Origin of the sequence: Sphingomonas sp. UNC305MFCol5.2, from assembly GCF_000712135.1 — a bacterium.
Lineage (GTDB): Bacteria > Pseudomonadota > Alphaproteobacteria > Sphingomonadales > Sphingomonadaceae > Sphingomonas.
The window spans coordinates 370853-389376 of sequence record NZ_JOOE01000003.1 but is presented as its reverse complement, the minus strand read 5'-3'; the positions used below and the strand labels follow the sequence as shown (position 1 = coordinate 389376).

The 18524-nt window shown below is 67.1% G+C and carries 12 protein-coding genes; 5 read left to right on the top strand and 7 right to left on the bottom strand.

The window, feature by feature from the left end; all coding sequences use genetic code 11:
• Window positions 1-102 precede the first annotated feature (102 nt).
• Window positions 103-1680, top strand: coding sequence for a peptide chain release factor 3 (locus BR78_RS0113545; RefSeq protein WP_029936725.1), 1578 nt, complete (start codon window positions 103-105; stop codon window positions 1678-1680).
• Here BR78_RS0113545 and BR78_RS0113540 read toward each other — a convergent pair.
• Window positions 1677-2930: a spinster family MFS transporter gene (locus BR78_RS0113540; RefSeq protein WP_029936724.1), complete on the bottom strand. Its 1254-nt coding sequence runs from the start codon at window positions 2928-2930 to the stop codon at window positions 1677-1679. The genes BR78_RS0113545 and BR78_RS0113540 overlap by 4 nt on opposite strands.
• A 134-nt stretch (window positions 2931-3064) precedes the next feature.
• Window positions 3065-5434 (bottom strand): TonB-dependent receptor, encoded by a 2370-nt coding sequence (locus BR78_RS0113535; RefSeq protein WP_029936723.1) that lies wholly within the window; start codon window positions 5432-5434, stop codon window positions 3065-3067.
• A gap of 110 nt (window positions 5435-5544) precedes the next feature.
• On the opposite strand from BR78_RS0113535, the gene BR78_RS0113530 reads away from it, so the two are divergent.
• A complete protein-coding gene (locus tag BR78_RS0113530) occupies window positions 5545-6207 on the top strand; it encodes a TetR/AcrR family transcriptional regulator (RefSeq protein WP_081855776.1) in 663 nt (220 codons plus the stop codon).
• 14 nt (window positions 6208-6221) lie between these two features.
• On the opposite strand, the gene BR78_RS0113525 is transcribed toward BR78_RS0113530, so the two are convergent.
• A complete protein-coding gene (locus BR78_RS0113525) occupies window positions 6222-7103 on the bottom strand; it encodes a TetR/AcrR family transcriptional regulator (protein ID WP_231478260.1) in 882 nt (293 codons plus the stop codon).
• Here BR78_RS0113525 and BR78_RS0113520 point away from each other — a divergent pair.
• Window positions 6987-7847: an SDR family oxidoreductase gene (locus BR78_RS0113520; RefSeq protein WP_231478283.1), complete on the top strand. Its 861-nt coding sequence runs from the start codon at window positions 6987-6989 to the stop codon at window positions 7845-7847. The two genes, BR78_RS0113525 and BR78_RS0113520, sit on opposite strands and share 117 nt — an antisense overlap.
• A gap of 54 nt (window positions 7848-7901) precedes the next feature.
• Here BR78_RS0113520 and BR78_RS0113515 read toward each other — a convergent pair whose 3' ends face one another.
• Together BR78_RS0113515 and BR78_RS0113510 are read right to left on the bottom strand one after the other, a co-directional pair.
• Window positions 7902-8429, bottom strand: a complete 528-nt coding sequence (locus BR78_RS0113515; RefSeq protein ID WP_029936719.1) for a YceD family protein — start codon at window positions 8427-8429, stop codon at window positions 7902-7904.
• Window positions 8426-8938, bottom strand: coding sequence for a ubiquinol-cytochrome C chaperone family protein (locus tag BR78_RS0113510; RefSeq protein WP_029936718.1), 513 nt, complete (start codon window positions 8936-8938; stop codon window positions 8426-8428). The genes BR78_RS0113515 and BR78_RS0113510 overlap by 4 nt, the downstream gene beginning before the upstream one ends.
• A gap of 121 nt (window positions 8939-9059) precedes the next feature.
• Here BR78_RS0113510 and BR78_RS0113505 point away from each other — a divergent pair, with 121 nt between their 5' ends.
• Window positions 9060-9539 (top strand): outer membrane protein assembly factor BamE, encoded by a 480-nt coding sequence (locus tag BR78_RS0113505; RefSeq protein WP_029936717.1) that lies wholly within the window; start codon window positions 9060-9062, stop codon window positions 9537-9539.
• A gap of 107 nt (window positions 9540-9646) precedes the next feature.
• A complete protein-coding gene (locus BR78_RS0113500; protein WP_029936716.1) occupies window positions 9647-10168 on the top strand; it encodes an RcnB family protein in 522 nt (173 codons plus the stop codon).
• 153 nt (window positions 10169-10321) lie between these two features.
• Here BR78_RS0113500 and pbpC read toward each other — a convergent pair whose 3' ends face one another.
• Both pbpC and BR78_RS0113490 read right to left on the bottom strand, forming a co-directional pair.
• Window positions 10322-12544 carry a penicillin-binding protein 1C gene (gene pbpC / locus BR78_RS0113495; protein ID WP_081855775.1) on the bottom strand — a complete coding sequence of 741 codons (2223 nt, stop codon included), beginning with the start codon at window positions 12542-12544 and terminating at the stop codon, window positions 10322-10324.
• A gap of 94 nt (window positions 12545-12638) precedes the next feature.
• Complete coding sequence (locus BR78_RS0113490; protein ID WP_029936714.1) at window positions 12639-18395, bottom strand: alpha-2-macroglobulin family protein; 5757 nt, start codon at window positions 18393-18395, stop codon at window positions 12639-12641.
• Between the last annotated feature and the right edge of the window lie 129 nt (window positions 18396-18524).

The following is an 18524-nucleotide window of genomic DNA, read 5'->3' as shown; positions in this document are numbered from 1 at the left end:
CATCCCGGTGGACCCCGGCACAAGCCTGTCCTGAGCGCCTGCCTTGCAGGCAGTCGAAGGGGCCGGGGTGACGATGGGGTGTTAACCGGCTAGAGGGCCGCGATGCCTTCCGACCACATCAACGACCGCCGTACCTTCGCGATCATCTCGCACCCCGACGCCGGCAAGACCACGCTCACCGAGAAATTGCTGCTGTTCGGCGGCGCGATCCACCTGGCCGGCGAGGTCAAGGCACGCGGCGCCGCGCGGCGCGCGCGCTCGGACTGGATGAAGATCGAGCAGCAGCGCGGCATTTCGGTGACCAGCTCGGTGATGACCTTCGAGCGCGAAGGGGTGACCTTCAACCTACTCGACACGCCGGGCCACGAGGACTTTTCCGAAGACACCTATCGCACGCTGACCGCGGTCGACTCGGCGGTGATGGTGATCGACGTCGCCAAGGGCATCGAGAGTCAGACGCGGAAATTGTTCGAGGTCTGCCGCCTGCGCAACGTGCCGATCATCACCTTCGTCAACAAGGTCGACCGCGAAGGCCGCGAAGTGTTCGACATCCTCGACGAGGTGGCGAACCTGCTCGCGCTCGACGTGACGCCGATGACGTGGCCGGTCGGCATGGGCGGCAATTTCGAAGGGATCTACGATCTCGCGACGAAGCGCCTGCTCCTCCCCGAGGGCAATAGCCGCGAATTCCAGGGCAAGGTGGTCCAGACCAGCGGGCTCGACGATCCGCAGCTCGACGCGATCCTCAGTGCCGAAAATCTCGCCAAGCTGCGCGAGGAAGTCGAATTGGCCGGGGTCGGTTATCCCGAATTCGACGCCGGGGCCTATCGCCATGGCGATCTCACGCCGGTCTATTTTGGCTCGGCGCTCAAGGAATTCGGCGTCGATTCGCTGATCGAGGCGCTTGCCAGCTTCGCCCCGCCGCCGCGTGCCCAGCCCGCCGAACCCGCCCCGGTCGAGCCCTCGCGCGACGAAGTCACCGGCTTCGTGTTCAAGGTCCAGGCGAACATGGACCCCAATCACCGTGATCGCATCGCGTTCATGCGGCTATGCTCCGGCACCTTCAGGCGCGGCATGAAACTGACGCCCAGCGGCCACGGCAAGCCGATCGCGATCCACTCGCCGATCCTGTTCTTCGCACGCGAGCGCGAACTCGCCGACGAGGCCTATCCGGGCGACATCATCGGGATTCCCAATCACGGCACGCTCCGGGTGGGCGACACGCTGTCCGAGCGCGCCGATGTGCGCTTCACCGGCCTGCCCAATTTCGCGCCCGAGATCCTGCGCCGCGTCGCGCTCAAGGATCCGACCAAGACCAAGCAGCTGCGCAAAGCCTTGGACGACATGGCCGAAGAGGGCGTGACGCAGGTCTTCTATCCCGATATCGGCTCGAACTGGATCATCGGCGTGGTCGGCCAGCTCCAGCTCGACGTGCTGCTCAGCCGTCTCGACGCCGAATACAAGGTCGCGGCCGGGCTCGAGCCCGCGCCGTTCGAGACTGCGCGCTGGGTGTCGAGCGAAGACCCCAAGGCACTCGAGGAGTTCATGGGCCTCAACCGCGGCGCAATGGCGAAGGACCGCGACGGCAACCCGGTGTTCCTCGCCAAATCGGCGTGGGAAGTCGGGTATATCGCCGATCGCTATTCGAAGGTGAAGTTCGCGGCGACGCGCGAGCGCTAATCTACCCAGTCCTGCTGGAGAAACCGGCTGGCCAGCGCCATCAGCGCGCCGGCTACGAGATACAGGCACAACCCCGCCGCGATCGCGTAGCGCAGCGCCTCGTCGCCATAGGCCGGGGTCAGCGCCTTGGAGAGCGATCCGATCGCCCAGCTGCCGAGCCCCAGCCCGATCAAATTGTTGATCAGCAGGAAGCTCGCCGACGCGGTCGCGCGCATATGCGCAGGGACGAGGTGCTGGACCGCAGTGAGCACCGGGCCGAGCCAGACATAGACCAGGGCCTGGGGCAGCAGGAACAAGGTGAAGGCGATCGGCCAACTGCTCGACAGCACGCCGGCGACGAACAACGGCGCGCCCGCGGCGTAGCAGATCGCAGGCGCCAGCGCGTACCAGCGGCGGTTGCGCGCGCCGAGCCGGTCGCCGAGCCAGCCTCCGAGCAATATCCCCGCGACGCCGCCGGTGAGCAGCAATGCGCCGAAGAACTGGCCGGTCTGGACGAGAGTCAGAGCGAAGCTGCGCTGCATCAGGCTCGGCAGCCAGAAGGCCACGCCGTATCCGCACATCGATCCCGCCGCGGCGCCGAACGCCATGAGCCAGAAGGCCGGCTTGGCGGCGAGGATCGGGAACACGCGTGACACCGGCATTGCGTCGCGCGTCGCCGCGGGACGCGGCGGATCCTTGACGATCAGCTTGAAGAAGGGAGCGATCACCAGTCCGGCCAGCCCGACGACGACGAACGCCGTGCGCCACTCGACATTCTGCGCGATATAGCCGCCGAGCAGCACGCCGCCCGCCGCGCCCAGCGGAATGCCGAGCGAATAGATCGAAAGCGCCCGCGCGCGCTTCTCGGGCGGGAAATAATCCGAGATCAGCGCATAGCTAGGCGCGACTCCGCCCGCCTCGCCGACCCCGACGCCGAGGCGGAACAGGAACATCTGCGTGAAGTTCTGCGCGAAGCCGCACAAGGCAGTGAACGCACTCCATACGCCGAGCGACACGGTGATCACCCAGGTCCGGCTGGTGCGATCGGCGAGCAGTGCCAGCGGGATCGCCAGCGTCGAATAGAGCGCCGCGAAGGCAAGCCCGCCGAGCATGCCGAGCTGTGCATCGTCGAGCCCGAGATCCTTCTTCACCGGCTGGGCGAGGATGCTGAGGATCTGCCGGTCGAGGAAGTTGAAGGTGTAGACGAGCAGCAGCATCGCGAGGACGACTGCGGGGTAGGATGGGCGCGGAGCGTAATGGGTGTCGTTCATCGCTGGCCCTTAATAGTCCTCTCCCGCTTGCGGGAGAGGGTTGGGTGAGGGTGAGTCGGGAAAGAAGCACGACGGCATCGCGCTGAACCCTCTCCCCGGCCCTCTCCCGCAAGCGGGAGAGGGAGGTTGCGGCGTCAGAACTTGACCGTGCCGGTCACGAACACCTGGCGCGGATTGCCGTAATAAGCGGTGAGCACGCCTTCGCTGCCGAGCGTCGGGATATACGCCCCCGCCGGGGTGCGCAGGAAATCGCCGGTGTCGGGATTCTGCGCGAGGAAGTTATAGCCCGCGACGATGTAGCGCTCATTGGTCAGGTTGCGGCCGTGGATGCCGAGCGAGAAGGTCTGGTTGATGTCCCAGACGAGATTGGCGTCGAGCAAGGTATAGGCCGGCTGGTCGAGCATCGGCGTGCGCAGCTCGAACTGTTGCGAATCGCCGCGGTACGACACCGTCGCGCTGGCGCTGATCGAGCCGTCGCCGACCGGCACCGAATAAGCCAGCGTGCCGCTCGCCGTCAGATCGGGCGTGTTCTGGATCTTCCGGCGGTTCGCCACGTCGATCCCGCGCGCATCGATGAAGTGCAGATATTTCGCGTCGAGATAGCCGAGCGTCCAGCTCAGGTTGAGCGTGCCGCCGGGCGCGCCGAGATTGCGCGAGGCGATTACATTGCCCTCGAATTCGACGCCCTTGATCCGCGCCTTGCCGGCATTGGTGGTGACGCCGATGAAGGTCTGCTGGCCATTGACCGTCGTGCCGATCGAGCCGGGCACCTGCACGTCGGTATAGTCCGACTGGAACGCCGCGAGCGCCAGGTTGACGCGGCGATCGAACAGGCTGGCTTTGTAGCCGATCTCGTAGGTCGTGACCTTCTCGGGGTCGAAGGCAAGGAAATCATAGACCTGCTGCGGAGTGCAGGCGCCGCCTGCCGGGGTGCGGCAGGCAGTCGACTGGCCGCGCGGGTCGAAGCCGCCGCCCTTGAAGCCCTTGGCCCAGCTTGCATAGAGATTGTGGTCCGCATTCGGCTTGAAGCTGATCGATGCGCGCGGCGTGAACTGCGCGAAATCGGCGCTGCCACGGAAGTTCGAAGTGGTCGCGAACAGCGTGCCGGTGCCGCCGAAGAAGGGCGAGCCGCCGCCGAGGAAGGTCTGGCGCAGGATCGTCGACTGGCGCTGATCCCAGGTGTAGCGCCCGCCCGCCGAGACGCTGAACATCTCGCCTAGATCGTAAGTGAAGTCGCCGAACACCGCGACGGTATCGGTGAAGACATTGCCGTAGGTGAGCGCGGTCACGCCGCCCGGCAGGCGCACGTCGAACACGGTGCGCGCCTCGGCATCGAGATAGTAGATGCCGAGCAGGCCGGAGAAGGACCCGGTATCGATCAGGAACTGCGCTTCCGAGCTGAACTGCTTGTTGTTGTAGAAGGCCGGCACGTCGACCTGGACCGCGGGGAGCGAATCGAAGTCGATCGGCGTCGCGCTGTCGTCCTTGCGATAGCTGGTGATCGAGCGGAAGGTCAGCCAGTCTGCGGGCTTCAATTCGATCAGCCCGGTGACGCCCCACGCCTCGACTTCCTGGGCCGGGCTGGTGAGGCCGGCGCGCGTATCATAGACGTCGTCGAGCACCGGCGCGCCGGTGGCGATGCCGGGGATCAGCCGGTGGCCGCCGCGCGGCTGGCTCTCGTCCTTGGTATAGTCGCCCGAAATGCGGAAGAAGGCGCTGGCGCTCGGCTCGAACTCGATGGTGCCGCGCGCCGCCCACAGATCCTTGTCGTAATTCTCTGCGCCGGTGGTGAGGTTTTCGCCGAAGCCGTCGCGGGTCAGCCGCGCATATGCCGCGCCGACGCGCAGCCCGGTGTCGCCGATCGGCGCGCTGGCGCTGATCACGCCGTCGATCTGGTTGTACGTGCCATAGGTGCCGCGCAGCTTGAACGTCGGCTTGTCGCCGAGTCGACGCGTGACATATTTGATCGCGCCGCCGATCGTGTTGCGGCCATAGAGCGTGCCTTGCGGCCCGCGCAGCACTTCGATCCGCTCGACGTCGTAGATGTCTAGCACCGCCGCCTGCGGACGATTGAGATAGACATCGTCGAGATAGATGCCGACGCCGGCCTCGAACCCGGCGACCGGATCCTGCTGGCCGACGCCGCGGATGAAGGCGGAAAGCGTCGAATTGGTGCCGCGCGACACTTCGAGCGTCACGTTGGGAGTGGTGTTGGCGATGTCGGTGATGTCGAGCGCGCCCGACGCCTCGAGTTGCTCGCCGGTGAAGGCTGTGACTGCTATCGGCACGTCGCGCAGCGTTTCCTCGCGGCGGCGCGCGGTGACCACGATCTCGCCGGGGTCCTCGACGACCGCGTCGGTGACCTCCTGAGCGGCTTTCTCGAAAGCCGCTGCGTTCGTGTCGTGGTTGTCCTGCGCAAGGGCCGGCATTGCGGAAAGCGCGGCAAAGGCGGCGCCTGCCTGGAGAATCGTACGGGCAGACGGAATCAGGCGTGACATGGTCATTTTCCTCCCCAGAATTCGACCCGTCTCGTGCGCGGGTTGTAAGCTGTCGAAGGAAGCTATACTGAAACCTGAACCGGGTTTCAACTTGGAAGAACAGGGGGAGAGGGCAGATGCCAGGCGGCGGTGGCGTGGACGCCACACCCCATAGGGTGGACAGCGGCGAAGTCGCGAGCGCCGGCAAGGAGCCGCGCACCGCACGCGGGCGGAAAACGCTGCGCGCGATCCTCGACGCCGCGGCGGAGGAGTTCGGCGAAAAGGGCTTCCACGAAGGCTCGATCAGCGGGATTACCCGCCGCGCCGGCGTAGCGCTGGGCAGCTTCTACACCTATTTCGATTCGAAGGACGCGGTGTTCCGCGCGCTGGTCCGCGACATGTCCGAACAGGTCCGCGAACATGTCGCGCCGGCGCTGAAGGACGCGCCCGGCCAGATCGCCGCGGAGCAGGCGGCTTTGCTTGCCTTCATCCGGTTCGCCCGGACCCACAAGGAAATCTACCGGATCATCGACGAGGCCGAGTTCGTCGATCCCGAGAGCTTCCGCATGCACTATGCCACCACCGCCGATCGCATCGCCAGGCGCCTTCGCGCGGCGGCGGAGCGCGGCGAGGTGCGCGACGATGTCGGCGAGGTCCATGCCTGGGCGATCATGGGGATGAACGTGTTCCTCGGCCTGCGCTACAGCGTGTGGCAAGAGGACGTCGCCCCCGAAGCGATCGCCGAGACCGTCGCGGCGATGCTGACGCGGGGGATTGGGACAGGTGGTTCGGACGGGTAATCGGGCAGTGCCGATCATTGCCTGGGGACGGAGGCCTCGGGCGGGGGAGATCCGGTTTCCAGATCCAGAGCGGCGAATGCCGCGTGCAACACCTCCCCAATCGGACGCGTGCCGCCTTCCTGGTTGAAAGTATCGGTCGAGAGACGGATCGCGCCGATAGCAAGCAAGGCGACGAGCCGCAGGCCGGTGGCGCGTTCGGGTTCCGGCCATCGTTCGCGAAGCGCGGCGAATAGCGTCTCCTCATGCTGAACATAGCTGGCTTGCTTCCGCGCCTGAACGGCGGCGCTGGAACGCATCAGGCGGTCGATGGCGATCATGTCGTCGGCGGGCACTGAGGCGCAGACCTTCACGACGGCATTGCGGATGGCGTCGACGGGACGGGTGCCCGACGGCGCGCTGCGCACCTCGGCGGCGAGCAGTTCGCCCATCCCGCTCTGCAGGGACAGCAGGATGTCGTCCTTCGATCTGAAATAATAGAAGAAAGTTCGCCGGGATATTCCCGCCGCCGCCGCGATCGCGTCGATCGTCGTGGCTTCATATCCCTTCTCGATGAACAGGCAGATTCCGGTGTCCGTGATTCGCCGCAGGGTCTCGCGGCGCTTGCGCTCGCGCAATCCCTCGCGGGGAACGGCCATATCTTGGCCAGGCGTCATGCAAATAAATCCCTTGAAAATTGCACTCAGTGCGATATTATTTTTACACCAAGTGCGGATTTTTGGAAAGGCTGAATTATGACGTGGATGGTGTCGGACATCCCTTCGCAGCTCGGACGCACTGCGATCGTCACAGGAACCGGCGGTCTCGGGTTCGAGGACGCGCTGGCACTCGCGCGAGCCGGCGGCGACGTCGTCATCGCGGGGCGCAACCCGGAAAAGGGTGCTGTTGCGGTCGCGCATATCTGCGCAGCCGTGCCGGGTGGGCGCGTGCGGTTCGAACAGCTCGATCTTGCGAACCTCGCGTCCATCGCGGGCTTCGGCGAAAGGCTGCGGGGACAGCAGGACAGCGTCGATCTGTTGATCAACAATGCCGGGGTCATGGTGCCGCCCAGGCGGCGAGAAACCGCAGACGGCTTCGAATTGCAGCTCGGCACCAACCATCTCGGTCACTTCGCACTGACCGCAGCGCTCCTGCCGCTCCTGCGCGGGAGCGGCAGCGCCCGCGTGGTGTCGCTTTCGAGCGTTGCGGCGCGCGGCGGCGCAATCGATTTCGACGACCTCAATGCCGAGCGGCAGTACCACGCCATGTCCGTCTACAGCCAGTCGAAGCTCGCGTGCCTGATGTTCGCGCTCGAACTGCAACGGCGCAGCGAGGCGAATGGTTGGGGCATTTCCAGCATTGCCGCGCACCCCGGCATCGCGCGAACCGAGCTCCTGCACAATGCGCCTGGCCGCGGGAGTCTCATGGGCGTGGCGCGCTCGTTATTATGGTTTCTGTTCCAGCCTGCGGCACAGGGCGCGTTGCCGACCCTGTTCGCCGCAACTTCCCCCAAGGCAAGGCCGGGCGTCTACTACGGCCCGGATAAATGGAACGAAGCGCGGGGATTTCCGGGAGAAGCGAAGATTCCCGCACAGGCGCTGGACCGCGCGACCTCGGCTCGTCTGTGGGACGTCTCCCAACAGCTCACCGGGGCGACATTCTGATGCGGCGCTCGCGGACTCGCCTGCTGGCCTGCGCTCCGCAGCTGGACGCTGGCGTCACTTCTTGCCCAGCTTGTCCTTCAGCCCAGCGAGAGCGCCGAACGGCCCCGCTTCCTCCTCGCTGATCACCCCGGCCTGCTTGAGCGCCGCCGCGGCATTGGGACTGCGCGGGAAGGGATCGAGCGCGAGCGCGAGCGTCTCCGCGGCCGCCTCGCCGAGATCGAGCGCGCTGCCGGTGTAGAAGACGGTATCGAGATCCTCCTCGGCCAACTCGATTTCGTCGTGCGATTCGTCTTCGGTCGGTTCGGGCAGGAAGCGAATCGCAAAATCCTCCTCGATCTTCGCGGGGAGCGGTTCGCCGGTGACGCCGCACGACTGCGTGACTGCCGCCGACAAATGACCGGCGGCGCGCACGCCCGCGGCATCGCGGCGCAGCACGAAGCGCGCGGCGAGCCGGTCGACTGCGACCAGATCGAAGCGGCGGGCGATCGCGTTGCGCTCTTCGGGGGTCGCCTCGATCGCGACATTGCTTTCGCCGGTGCCGATCTGGTCGAGCCGATGGGCGCGCGAGAATTCCGGGGTCATTGCGGCAGCTCTCCCGCGAGGATCGCGGCTGTGGGCGTGGCCGCGAGCCGGTCGCGGAGCGCGAGCAGTTTCGTCTCGACATGCGCGAGCGCGGCATCGGTGGGTGCATGACCGCGATAGACGTTGCGGACCAAAGCCGTGCGCAGCCCCTCGCCGGCGAGCCCCGCGCGATAGGCGCCGAGCCGACCGCCGACCATGCCCATCATCCGCCCCATATGCTTGCCGACGACGATGTCGCCGATGCCGATCTCGCGCAGCTGGCCGTCCATGTCGTCGATGAAACATTCGGCGAGCGCGGTGCTCGGCGCCATTGCCTCGGGCTCGCCTTCGAGCCGCAGCAGGACGAGCGCGAGCACTGCGGCGATCATGTCGAATCGCCCGTCGATCGTGTCGGGGACGCCGCCTTCGGTATACCAATGCGGGGCGCGGCCCATGGCGACGACGCTCGCATAAAGCTGCGGCGCGGTGCCGCGATCGGAGGCGCCGAACAGGCGCTTGAGCAGTCCCATGATTGGTCTTCGTCCGTGCAACTTGTGGCGCGACCTTGTTTGGCCGCATTTTGCCGCATATTGAGGCGAATGGCGCGCGATGCAATGCGCGCCGCGTGCTCGCTTCGCCCTGGAGATTTCGATGCCCTTCCCCGTTCGCCTGGCCGGTTGCGCCGCGCTCCTCGTCGCCATGGGCGGCACTGCCTGCGCGCCGATCAAGTCGCATCAGGGTTATGTGATCGACAAGGAGCTGGTCGATTCGGTCCAGCCCGGCGTCGATACGCGCGAATCGGTGATGCAGACGCTCGGCCGGCCGACGCTGACCAGCCAGTTCAACCAGGGCGAATGGTATTACGTGTCGCGCGACAGCCGGAATTTCGGCTACAGCGACCCCAAGGTGCGCGATCAGACCACGATCCGCATCCGTTTCGATTCCGCCGGCAACGTCGCGTCGGTCGAGAAGATGGGCAAGGAACTGATCGCCTCGGTCGACCCCTATGGCAAGAAGACGCCTACGCTGGGCCGCAAGCGCAGCTTCTTCGACGATCTGTTCGGCAATATCGGCACGGTCGGCGCCCCGGGCACCGGCGGCGGTGGCCCTCCGGGCGGCTCGGGTCAGTAATCAAACTTGCTGATTGCTGACTGCCGCGTTCCCGCGCGGTTCAGCGACGTTCCTTCAATTTGCCTGCGTGCCGGAAACTACCGGTTCGGAGAGCTTGGAGGAATCCAGTGAAGAAGATCATCACCGCAGCTTTGCTCGCTGCCGTCGCGATGCCGGCGGTGGCCGTGCCGACCGCCGCCAGTGCGCAGTCGAATCGCGAACTGCGCCGCGACCGCCAGGACATTCGCGAGGAGCAGCGCGAGCTGCGCGACGCCCGCCGCCGCGGCGATCGCAGCGACATTCGCGACGAGCGCCGCGACGTTCGCGAGGCGCGTCAGGAGTATCGCGAGGATCTGCAGGACCGCAATCGCCGCTGGGGCGACAATGACTGGCGCGATTATCGCACCCGCAATCGCGGCGTCTATGCCCGCGGCAACTGGCGGGCGCCGTTCGGCTATACCCGCTTCCGCACCGGCGTGCGGATCGCGCCTAGTTATTGGGGGCCACGCTATGTGATCGGCGATCCGTGGCGCTATCGCCTGCCCCCGGCGGGCCGCTTCCAGCGCTGGGTGCGCCATTATAACGACGTGCTCCTGATCGACATGCGCCGCGGCGTGGTGGTGCGCGTCATCCCGGGCTTCTTCTGGTAGAATGGACCGGACCCGGGCCGCGCGAGCGGTCCGGGGTTCGGCCGCGCCGGTTGCGGCGACGCGGCCGGTGCCCTGAGACACGGTCCGAAAGGGAAGGACCGCGCATTTGAACGCGCGGAAAAGCATTTCGCTCCCGTAGCGAAATGCGAATCTTCAGCGAACCGTGAAGAGGATCTGATCGACCACGCGTCCGCCGAGATCGACCAGCCGCAGCCGGTGCTGCCCGCGCGTCGGCAGCAGCAGCGGACGCGAGTCGGCGGTGCCCAGATCCTCCCGGTCGAGCAGCAGGCGATGGCCGGCAATCTGGCCCGCCACTGCGATCGCCAGCCGCTGGCGATCGACTGGAATGTCGGGATCCAGCGCATAGACGCTGCCTGCCACCGGATTGACGATGCGCGGCCGCCGCGCCGCCTCGGGCGCCGCCGCGACCTGGTCGAGCGCGGTGCCCTTCACAAAAAATTCGCGGCGCGGCTGCTCGATGCCTTCGGCGAAGCGGATCTGCCGCGTCTCGATTCCTGTCGGCGGGGGCGATGCCCTGGAAGGCGTGCCGGCGTGCAATGCCATCATGACGTCGCGCCACACCGGCGCCGCGCCGCTCGTTCCCGATACCGCACGCATCGGATCGCCTTCGAGATTGCCGACCCAGACGCCTACCGTGAACCGGTCGCTGAAGCCGATGCACCAATTGTCGCGCATCGCCTTCGACGTGCCGGTCTTGGCAGCTGCCCAGAAGGGCAGGCGCAGCGCCGAATCGACGCCGAACGTGCCGGCGCGGGCGTTCGGATCGGCGAGGATGTCGGCGACGATCCACGCCGCCTGCGGCGAAACGATCTGCCGGAGCGCTCCCTTGGGAGAAGCGTCGGTCATCCGCAGCGGCGACCAGCGTCCGCCGAGCGCGAGGCTGCGATAGGCGGCGACCTGCTCGAGCAACGTGACTTCGGCAGAGCCGAGGGCCAGCGAATAGCCGTAATATTGGCCATCCTCGACCAGCCCGCGATACCCCGTGTCCCACAGCCGGTCGCGGAACGCATCCACGCCGGTCAGCAGCAACGTGCGCACCGCGGGAACGTTGAGCGACCCCGCCAATGCGATCCGCGCGGAGACGGGCCCTTTGAATGCGCGATCGTAATTCTGGGGCACGTACAGCCCAGAGGCAGTGTCGAGCTGGACCGGCGAATCGTCGAGGATCGAGGCGGCGGTGAGATAACCCTTCTCGATCGCCTGTGCGTAGAGGAACGGCTTCAGCGTCGATCCCGCCTGGCGATAGGCCGAGGCGCCGTCGACTGCGGGCGCGGTCGATTCGCCGCCGATCCCGCCGACATAAGCGAGCACGTCGCCGCTGGCATTGTCGACCACCACCACTGCGCCGTCCCGCGCACGGGTGCCGCCCAGCCCCTGCAGCTGGCGGCGCATCGCCGCGATCGCGACCGACTGGATGCGCAGGTCGAGCGTGGTGGTGATCCGCGCGCCCGGCTTGTCGAGCAACCGCGCGGCAAGATGCGGCGCGAGCCCGGGATCGAGCGCGAGGCTGCGCGCGGGGCCGAGCATCGAGGCGGCGGCGCCAGCGAAGCGGCTGCAATCCTTGTCACGGCTCAATGCGCAGGCCCGTCGCGCGATTTCGGTCGATCCGGCGCCGGGATTGGGGAGCAGGGCCGCAAGCAGCAATGCATCGTCGCGACTCAATGCCGCCGGCGTCTTGCCGAACAGTCCGAGCGCGGCGGCGCCGATTCCCTGTGCCTCTCCCCGGAAACCGGCGAGATTGAGATATGCCTCGAGGATCTGGTCCTTGCTCCAGCCCGCCTCGAGCGCGGCGCCCGCGCGCATCTGGCGCACTTTGTCCCATGTGCCGCGATGGCCCGGCGTGGCGAGATCGGGCGCGAGATAGGCGGCGACCTGCATCGACAGCGTCGAGGCGCCGCGCGCCCGCTTGCCTTCGATCCGGTCGCGCAATGCACCGCCGAGCGCCCACCAGTCCACGCCATTGTGGCTTCGGAAGCGGCGGTCCTCGGCGGCGACGAGCGTGTCGCGCGCCACTGGCGATATGTCGGCGAGGCGAACCCAGCCTAGCCGGCGGGCCTGATAATCGATGCGCGCGCTGTCGATCAGCCGGCCGTTGCGGTCGTAGAGCCAGGCTTCGGACGGATGCCAGTTGGCGAGTACCGCGGCGTAGCCCGGGAGCGGCGGCGGTCGCGTGATCCACGAGAGCGATACGAAACCGCCGATGAGCAGCGCCGCGGCAGTGAGCAAGATTCGCGAAGGCGTGAAGATGCCGCGCCAGCCGCGTTCACGATACGCGGCGCGCTGGCGACGCCCCCATGCGGCGAGCGCTTCGGGGAAGCGGTCGATGCGAGCGATCAGGCCTCTGAGGCGCCTCATACACCGTCATCCCGGCGGAAGCCGGGATCTCGTGCGGCTCTTGTCCTGCAATTGCCTGAGATCCCGGCTTTCGCCGGGATGACGGGAAGAGGTTTCACCGCTCCGCCACCGTCATCACGGCATTGGGCAATTGCGCGCGGATCTCGGGCGAGTACATCGCCTCGACTCGCGTCGCCGGCAGGCTGAACCGGCCCGAGGCATTGAGCCGCATCACGTACGAGATGGTGAAGCTGCCGCGCGGCACCCAGCCATAATAGGCCCGCCACGATCCCTGACCGCGCTCGATCCAGTTGGGCGATACGCCCTCCGCCGTCCCTGCCTGCGCATTGAGCATTTCGGACTGGCCGCCGAGGCTGCCGATCACCGTCGCGCCGGTCGGGACCGGATCGTTGATCACCACCCAGTTGCGCTCGGCCGAAGCCTCGACGCTGATCGTCACCTTGATCACGTCGCCGCGTGTGTAGCGCCCGGGCACCAGCCCTTGCACCACACTGACCTGCTTCGTCATCTTGTACCCCGCCATCAGCGGCTGGGTGAGCGGCACCGCCGCCTTGACCCGCACGAACGCCCATGGCCCGGCGGCGCCGGCCTGACGCATCACCAAGGGCGTGGTCGCCGCCGGCAGCGGCAGGCTGAAGCTGCGCTGCGGCTCGAGCAGCGGCCAGGACCGGCTGACGCTCGCGCTGCCGAGACTGGCGGTCGTTACCCCCGCGATTGCCTCTGCCGGATAGGCCGCCATGAATTTGCGCGCGGCGATCGTGCCCCACGCATTGCCGGTGGTGGTGCCCCAATGGCCGCGCTGCTGGCGCATCGCCACGCCGACCATCATCTTGGGCGTCTCGGCCTGCCAGCCGGGGCGGCCGAGCGTGACCATCACTGCCTTGATCGCCGCTTCGTCGTCCGACGACATCAGCCACCACGGCATGTTGCCCTTGTCGCTGAGATCGATCCGCGTCCCTTCGTAGACGAGGCGCTGGCGCAGCACGTTCTCCGCATCGGCACGCAGCTGCGCGCCGTTGGCGAGGCCGGGCACCTTGGCCAGAGCGGCGAGATAGTCGGCGAGCGACGAAGTCGGCATTTCCGCCGGCGCGATGCCGAGCTGGCCGAGCATCGCGCTGGTCGCCGCGCCCTGCCGCGCAAGCGCCGAGAAGGCGGCGATCCGCTGGAGCCGGACATCGCCATAATCCTCGCGGCGCAGGCGGCCGTCGAGCACGGCCTTCATCGCGTCGATTGCCTTGACGCGTGGCCCGTCAGGCAGCGGCAGCCCTGCCTCGGCGGTGATCGACAGGATATACGCCGTGAGCGCTTCCGACCCGGACCATTCGCCGGGGAAGTAGCGCAGCAGGCCGTCACTGTCCTGATAAGCGGGCAGCTCGCCGGCGATGCCGTTCCACATGCCCGAATCGTTCAACGCGATCGCGCGCGACGTGCGCTGCTCGAGGCAGCCATAGGGATAGGCCGACATATAATCGCGCACGCCCTGGAGCGGCGGTGCGAGCGTGTCGGCGAGGCTGATGTCCACCATGCCGAAGCCGGGCAGTGCCCCTGCGGGTGGCGCGATCGAGAAGCTGGTGCCTTCGCCGACCCGGGCGAGCGTCGCCGCCCAGACTTCGACCGGCACTGCCGGGATCACGTCCTGCGCGACCGTCACCTTGTCGATTGCCTTGCCGTCGGCGGATTTGGCCGACACCGTCCAGCTGAGCTTGCCCGCCGCGTTCGGCGCAGTGAGGTTCCAGCTGACCGGCGCGGCGCCCCCCGCCGGAATATCGACGGTAAGCGGCTTGCCGGTGGCGACCGCCGGGCTGAGCACGACATTCGCCGTCACCCGCATCGGCTTGTCCGATCCGTTGCGCAGCGTGAACATCGCCCCGAACGTGTCGCCGGTGCGCACCACCTGCGGCACGCCCGGATAGATGCTGAGATCCTGATGCGTACGGACGCTCGCCTCGCCGGTGCCGAAGAGTTGCGCGCCGTTGGTGGCGATCGCGACCAGCTTGAACGAGGTGAGCGCATCCGAAAGCGGCACCTGCACCCGGGCATGGCCATTGCCGTCGAGCGGCACCTTGCCCTTCCACAGTAGGACCGGCTGGAAATTCTCGCGGTTGAGCCCCGAGAGATCGCCGCCGCCACCGCCGCCGGCCTCGACGGCTTTCTTGCCGTAATGCCTCTTGCCGACGACCTGCGTCTGCGCGGTCGAAGTGAGCACCGAGATCGGCCGGTCGCCCATCATCGCGGTGAGCACGTCCCAACTCTCATTGGGCGCGAGCTGGAGCAGTGCCTCGTCGACTGCGGCGAACGCCACGTCCGCCTCGCGCGCCGGCGAGCCGTCCGGATTCTTCACTTGCACGTCGACATTGGCCACGTCGCGGGCGGCATAGGTCGCCTTCTCGGCCTTGACCGCGACGCCGAGGCGATGGCCTTCCCAGCCGACCTTCACCTTGGCGATGCCGAGGCGGTAGGCTGGCTTGGCGAGATCGACCGTCGCGGTCGGCTTGCCGCCGTCCTGCGAGAAGGGCAGCCCCCAATCGCGCGCGAGTTTCGAGCGCCAGTTCGCCCAGCCGGAGACGCGGCCCCGGACGGCCATCACCGAGACATAGACGTCGGGCGCATAGCTTGCCGGCATCGGTACTTCGATCACCGGATCCTTGCCGCTCAAGCCGACGACGAAGCTGGAAAGCACGCCCTCGCGCTCGACGGTGACCAGTGCCGTCGCCTCGCGGAACGGCATGCGGACCTGGAACTTCGCGGTCTCGCCGGCCTTATATTCCAGCTGCTCGGGGATGACGTCCATCCGGTCGCCATTGTCGCCGCCGAACCACCAATCGTCGTCGCCGACCAGCCAGGTCGAGCGCGTCGCGCGCGCGACATTGCCGTTGGCGTCTTTCGTGGTGGCGACAGCATAGACTTCGCCCGAGACGCCAGGGTCGAGCTTGCAGCTCGCCAGGCCCTGCGCGTCGGTGGTCGCGGAACAGGTCGCGCCCAGCTTGGTCGTCTTCATCTGGTTGTCATAGGCGTAGAAGCCGCCGATCAGCCGGCGCCGCGCGGTCAGGATCTCGCGGCTGTAGAGCTCGACCGAGATGTCTTGGTTGGCCAGCGGCTTGCCCGAAGTATCGAGCGCGACGAAGCGCAGCCGCAGATCGTCCTGCTTCATCAGCCAGCCGTCGGTCTTGATGCCCAACTGGACCGCGGAGGTGTAGATCGGGATGCGCCGCGACGCGGTCAGGATCTCGCCATTGGCGTCCTGATAATCCATCTCGATCTGCATGTTGGTCGGCTGATCGAGGCTCTGGGGAACCTCGATCGAGGTCCGCGCGGTGCCGTCGCCGCCGAGCGTGACGGGCAAGGTCTGGGTCGGCGGCAGCGGAGTCGATTCCTCGTCGGTCTCGTCGTCGCCGTTCAAAGGCTTGACGCCCTCGGTCAGCGCGCGGCCGCCGAAGCTGTAGCTGTCATAGCCGTCGGGCGCGGTGACGCCCTCGAACCAGCCGACGCGCAATTCGACCGGCAGATTGCCGGCGCCCCCGCCCGAGAGATAGCCGACGAACAGGTCGAGCGGCAGCGTGCTCGGCCGCACCGCGGCCTCCTTCGGGCCCGCCACCGATGCTTTCATCGTCGGCAGCTTGTATTCGTCGAGCTTGAACGACTGGCCGGTATAGATCGTCTTCTCGTCGCCATCCTCGGTCGCAACGACCTGGATGTCGTAATCGCCCATCTTGGCGCCCTGCGGCGCGGTCCATTCGGTCTCGCCGATGCCGTTGGCGTCGATCGTCAACGGCAGGTCGTACTTCGTGTCCGATCCGCGATGCGACAGGCGCAGCGTGCCGGTGAAGGCGGGCGAAGTACCGAAGCCGCTCGCGATCGGCTGGCGCACGATGTGCTTCATGTGCACCGTCTCGCCCTGGCGGACGAGCGCGCGATCGAACACGGTGTGGAATATCTGGTCCTGCTTCTGCCAGCCGTAAGGCAGGTCGAAGTCATAGGGGCGGATGCCGTCGCCCCATTGTGTCAGCGTGAAGCTGAAATCGTCGGCCTTGCGTGCCGACACCATCAGCGGCGAGGCACTGCTGCCTTCGCAGCCCGAATAGGTTTCGGGCTCGGGCAGGCCGGCGGGGACGCCGAGCCGGCCCGAAGCATCGGTGGTGCCCTTTGCGAGGATCTGGCCGGTGCAGCTGTCGGTGATGCGCACTTCGGCGCTGCCGACGCCCTTGCCGCTGTCGAGCGCCGTGACCCAGACGAGCGATTGGTCGCGGCCCCATTTGAAGTGCACGCTCATATTGGTGACGAGCGCGCCCGCCGCCACATAGCGCGGGCTGTCGCGGCCGAGCAGGGCCCTGCCGAGCCGGGGGCTGGCGAGTTCGACCACGTAGAAACCGGGCTTGGTCAGCGGGATGCCGACGACTTCGAATTCCTTGCCCTTGCCGGGCAGCGAGACCTGGAACGGCTTGCCCGTGGCGGGCGTGAGCAGCGGGTCGGCACCGGTCTTGTTGATCCGGATCGTCTCCTCGCCGCGCTCGAACGTCTCGGTCTTGGTCTCGGCGGCGTCGTCGATCGCCCGCAACCACTTGGCGATCTCCCCATCGCCCCCCTCGACCCTGAGGCTCTGCCCGCCGACCGCCATCTGTTTGCCGACGAGTTGTGCCTCGACATTGCGCACGGTCACTGGCAGCACGCCGCCCTCGGCGGCTTCGAGGATGCCGAAGTCCGCTGCGAACTTCACCAGCGGCGGCGCCTCGTCGAAACGAACGTCGAGCGGGAAGCGCTCGGTGTTGGAAAGCTTGCGTCCGCTCTCGTCGGTGACGTTGGCCGGCAGCGTGAGTTTCGCGACGACCGCGGCAGGCAGCGGCGCCTTGAACTTGACGTCGGCGATCACGGCCTTGCGCTTCTCCTCGTCGGAGAAGATCGGCGTCAGCGCCTTGCCGTCGGGCAATGTGATGCGGATCGCTTCGGCCTGCGCGCGCGGGATCGGCGCGGAGAAGCGCACCCACGCGTCCTGCACCGGACTGCAGCCGGCCTGTGCGTTGACGCGCGAGCATTCGAAACGCGCGGCAAAGGGCTTGCGCACGGTGAAGTCGAACCGCTGGTCGGTGCCCGCGGTGCGGCCGCCGCTGGCGATGTCCTTGCCCCAGACGAGCGCGACATCCCGCCCCGGCGGCAGCGGGCGACGGCATTTGAGCGCGACCACGCTCGCGGTCGCCTTGACACGGTCGGCTTCGCTGGCGGGGAGCGCCTTGGGCAGGCCGCCTTCCTCAAGAAAGCTCTGCACTTCCCAGCGATCGGTGCCGAGCCCGGCGAGGACCTTGCCCGGCACGTCGGCGGGGAGCACGTCGACGGGAATCTTCTCGCCGATCCCGTCGACCGCGCAATAGGCGTTGGCGCCGACCGAATCGCGATCGGGCGCGAGGTTGGCCGCGACGAGGAAGGTCTGGTCCTCCTCGATCTCGCCGCCATAGCGGTTCGGCAGCACCGCGCGCGCGATCGGTCCGCCGCTGTCGACGGTGAATTTGGTCTGGCCGGTGACGGCATAACCGGCGAGGCTCTTGAGCTTGTCCTTCAAGGTGAAGGTGCAGGTCACGCCGCCGGGGAGCGGGCTGGCGAATTCGTGGACATAGGTCTGCTGGTCGACCCAGCGCCCTTCGCCGCCGACCGGGCATTCGACCGTGAAGGGACCGGCTGCGCGCGGATCGCCGAGCGGCACCATGGCCACGTTGAAGCGCGCAGTGAACCGCTCGATCGCGCCGCCGCCGACGCCGGGGGTGGCCATCTCGACCTGCGGGCTGTTGTCGCCCATCGCGAGCGTGGCGCCCAAAGGTGCGGCGATCAGCGCCAGGATACCGAGCCGGGCAACGAGCTTCATGGCACCAAATCCCCCTTTATGGCCGACGCACCCTAGCCGCGCGGGGGAAACAGGCCAACGGCGAAATGACCGTCTCCGAAACGGACGAAAATCGGGCGAGTCCCGATCAAGTCAACTTGATCATTTAAT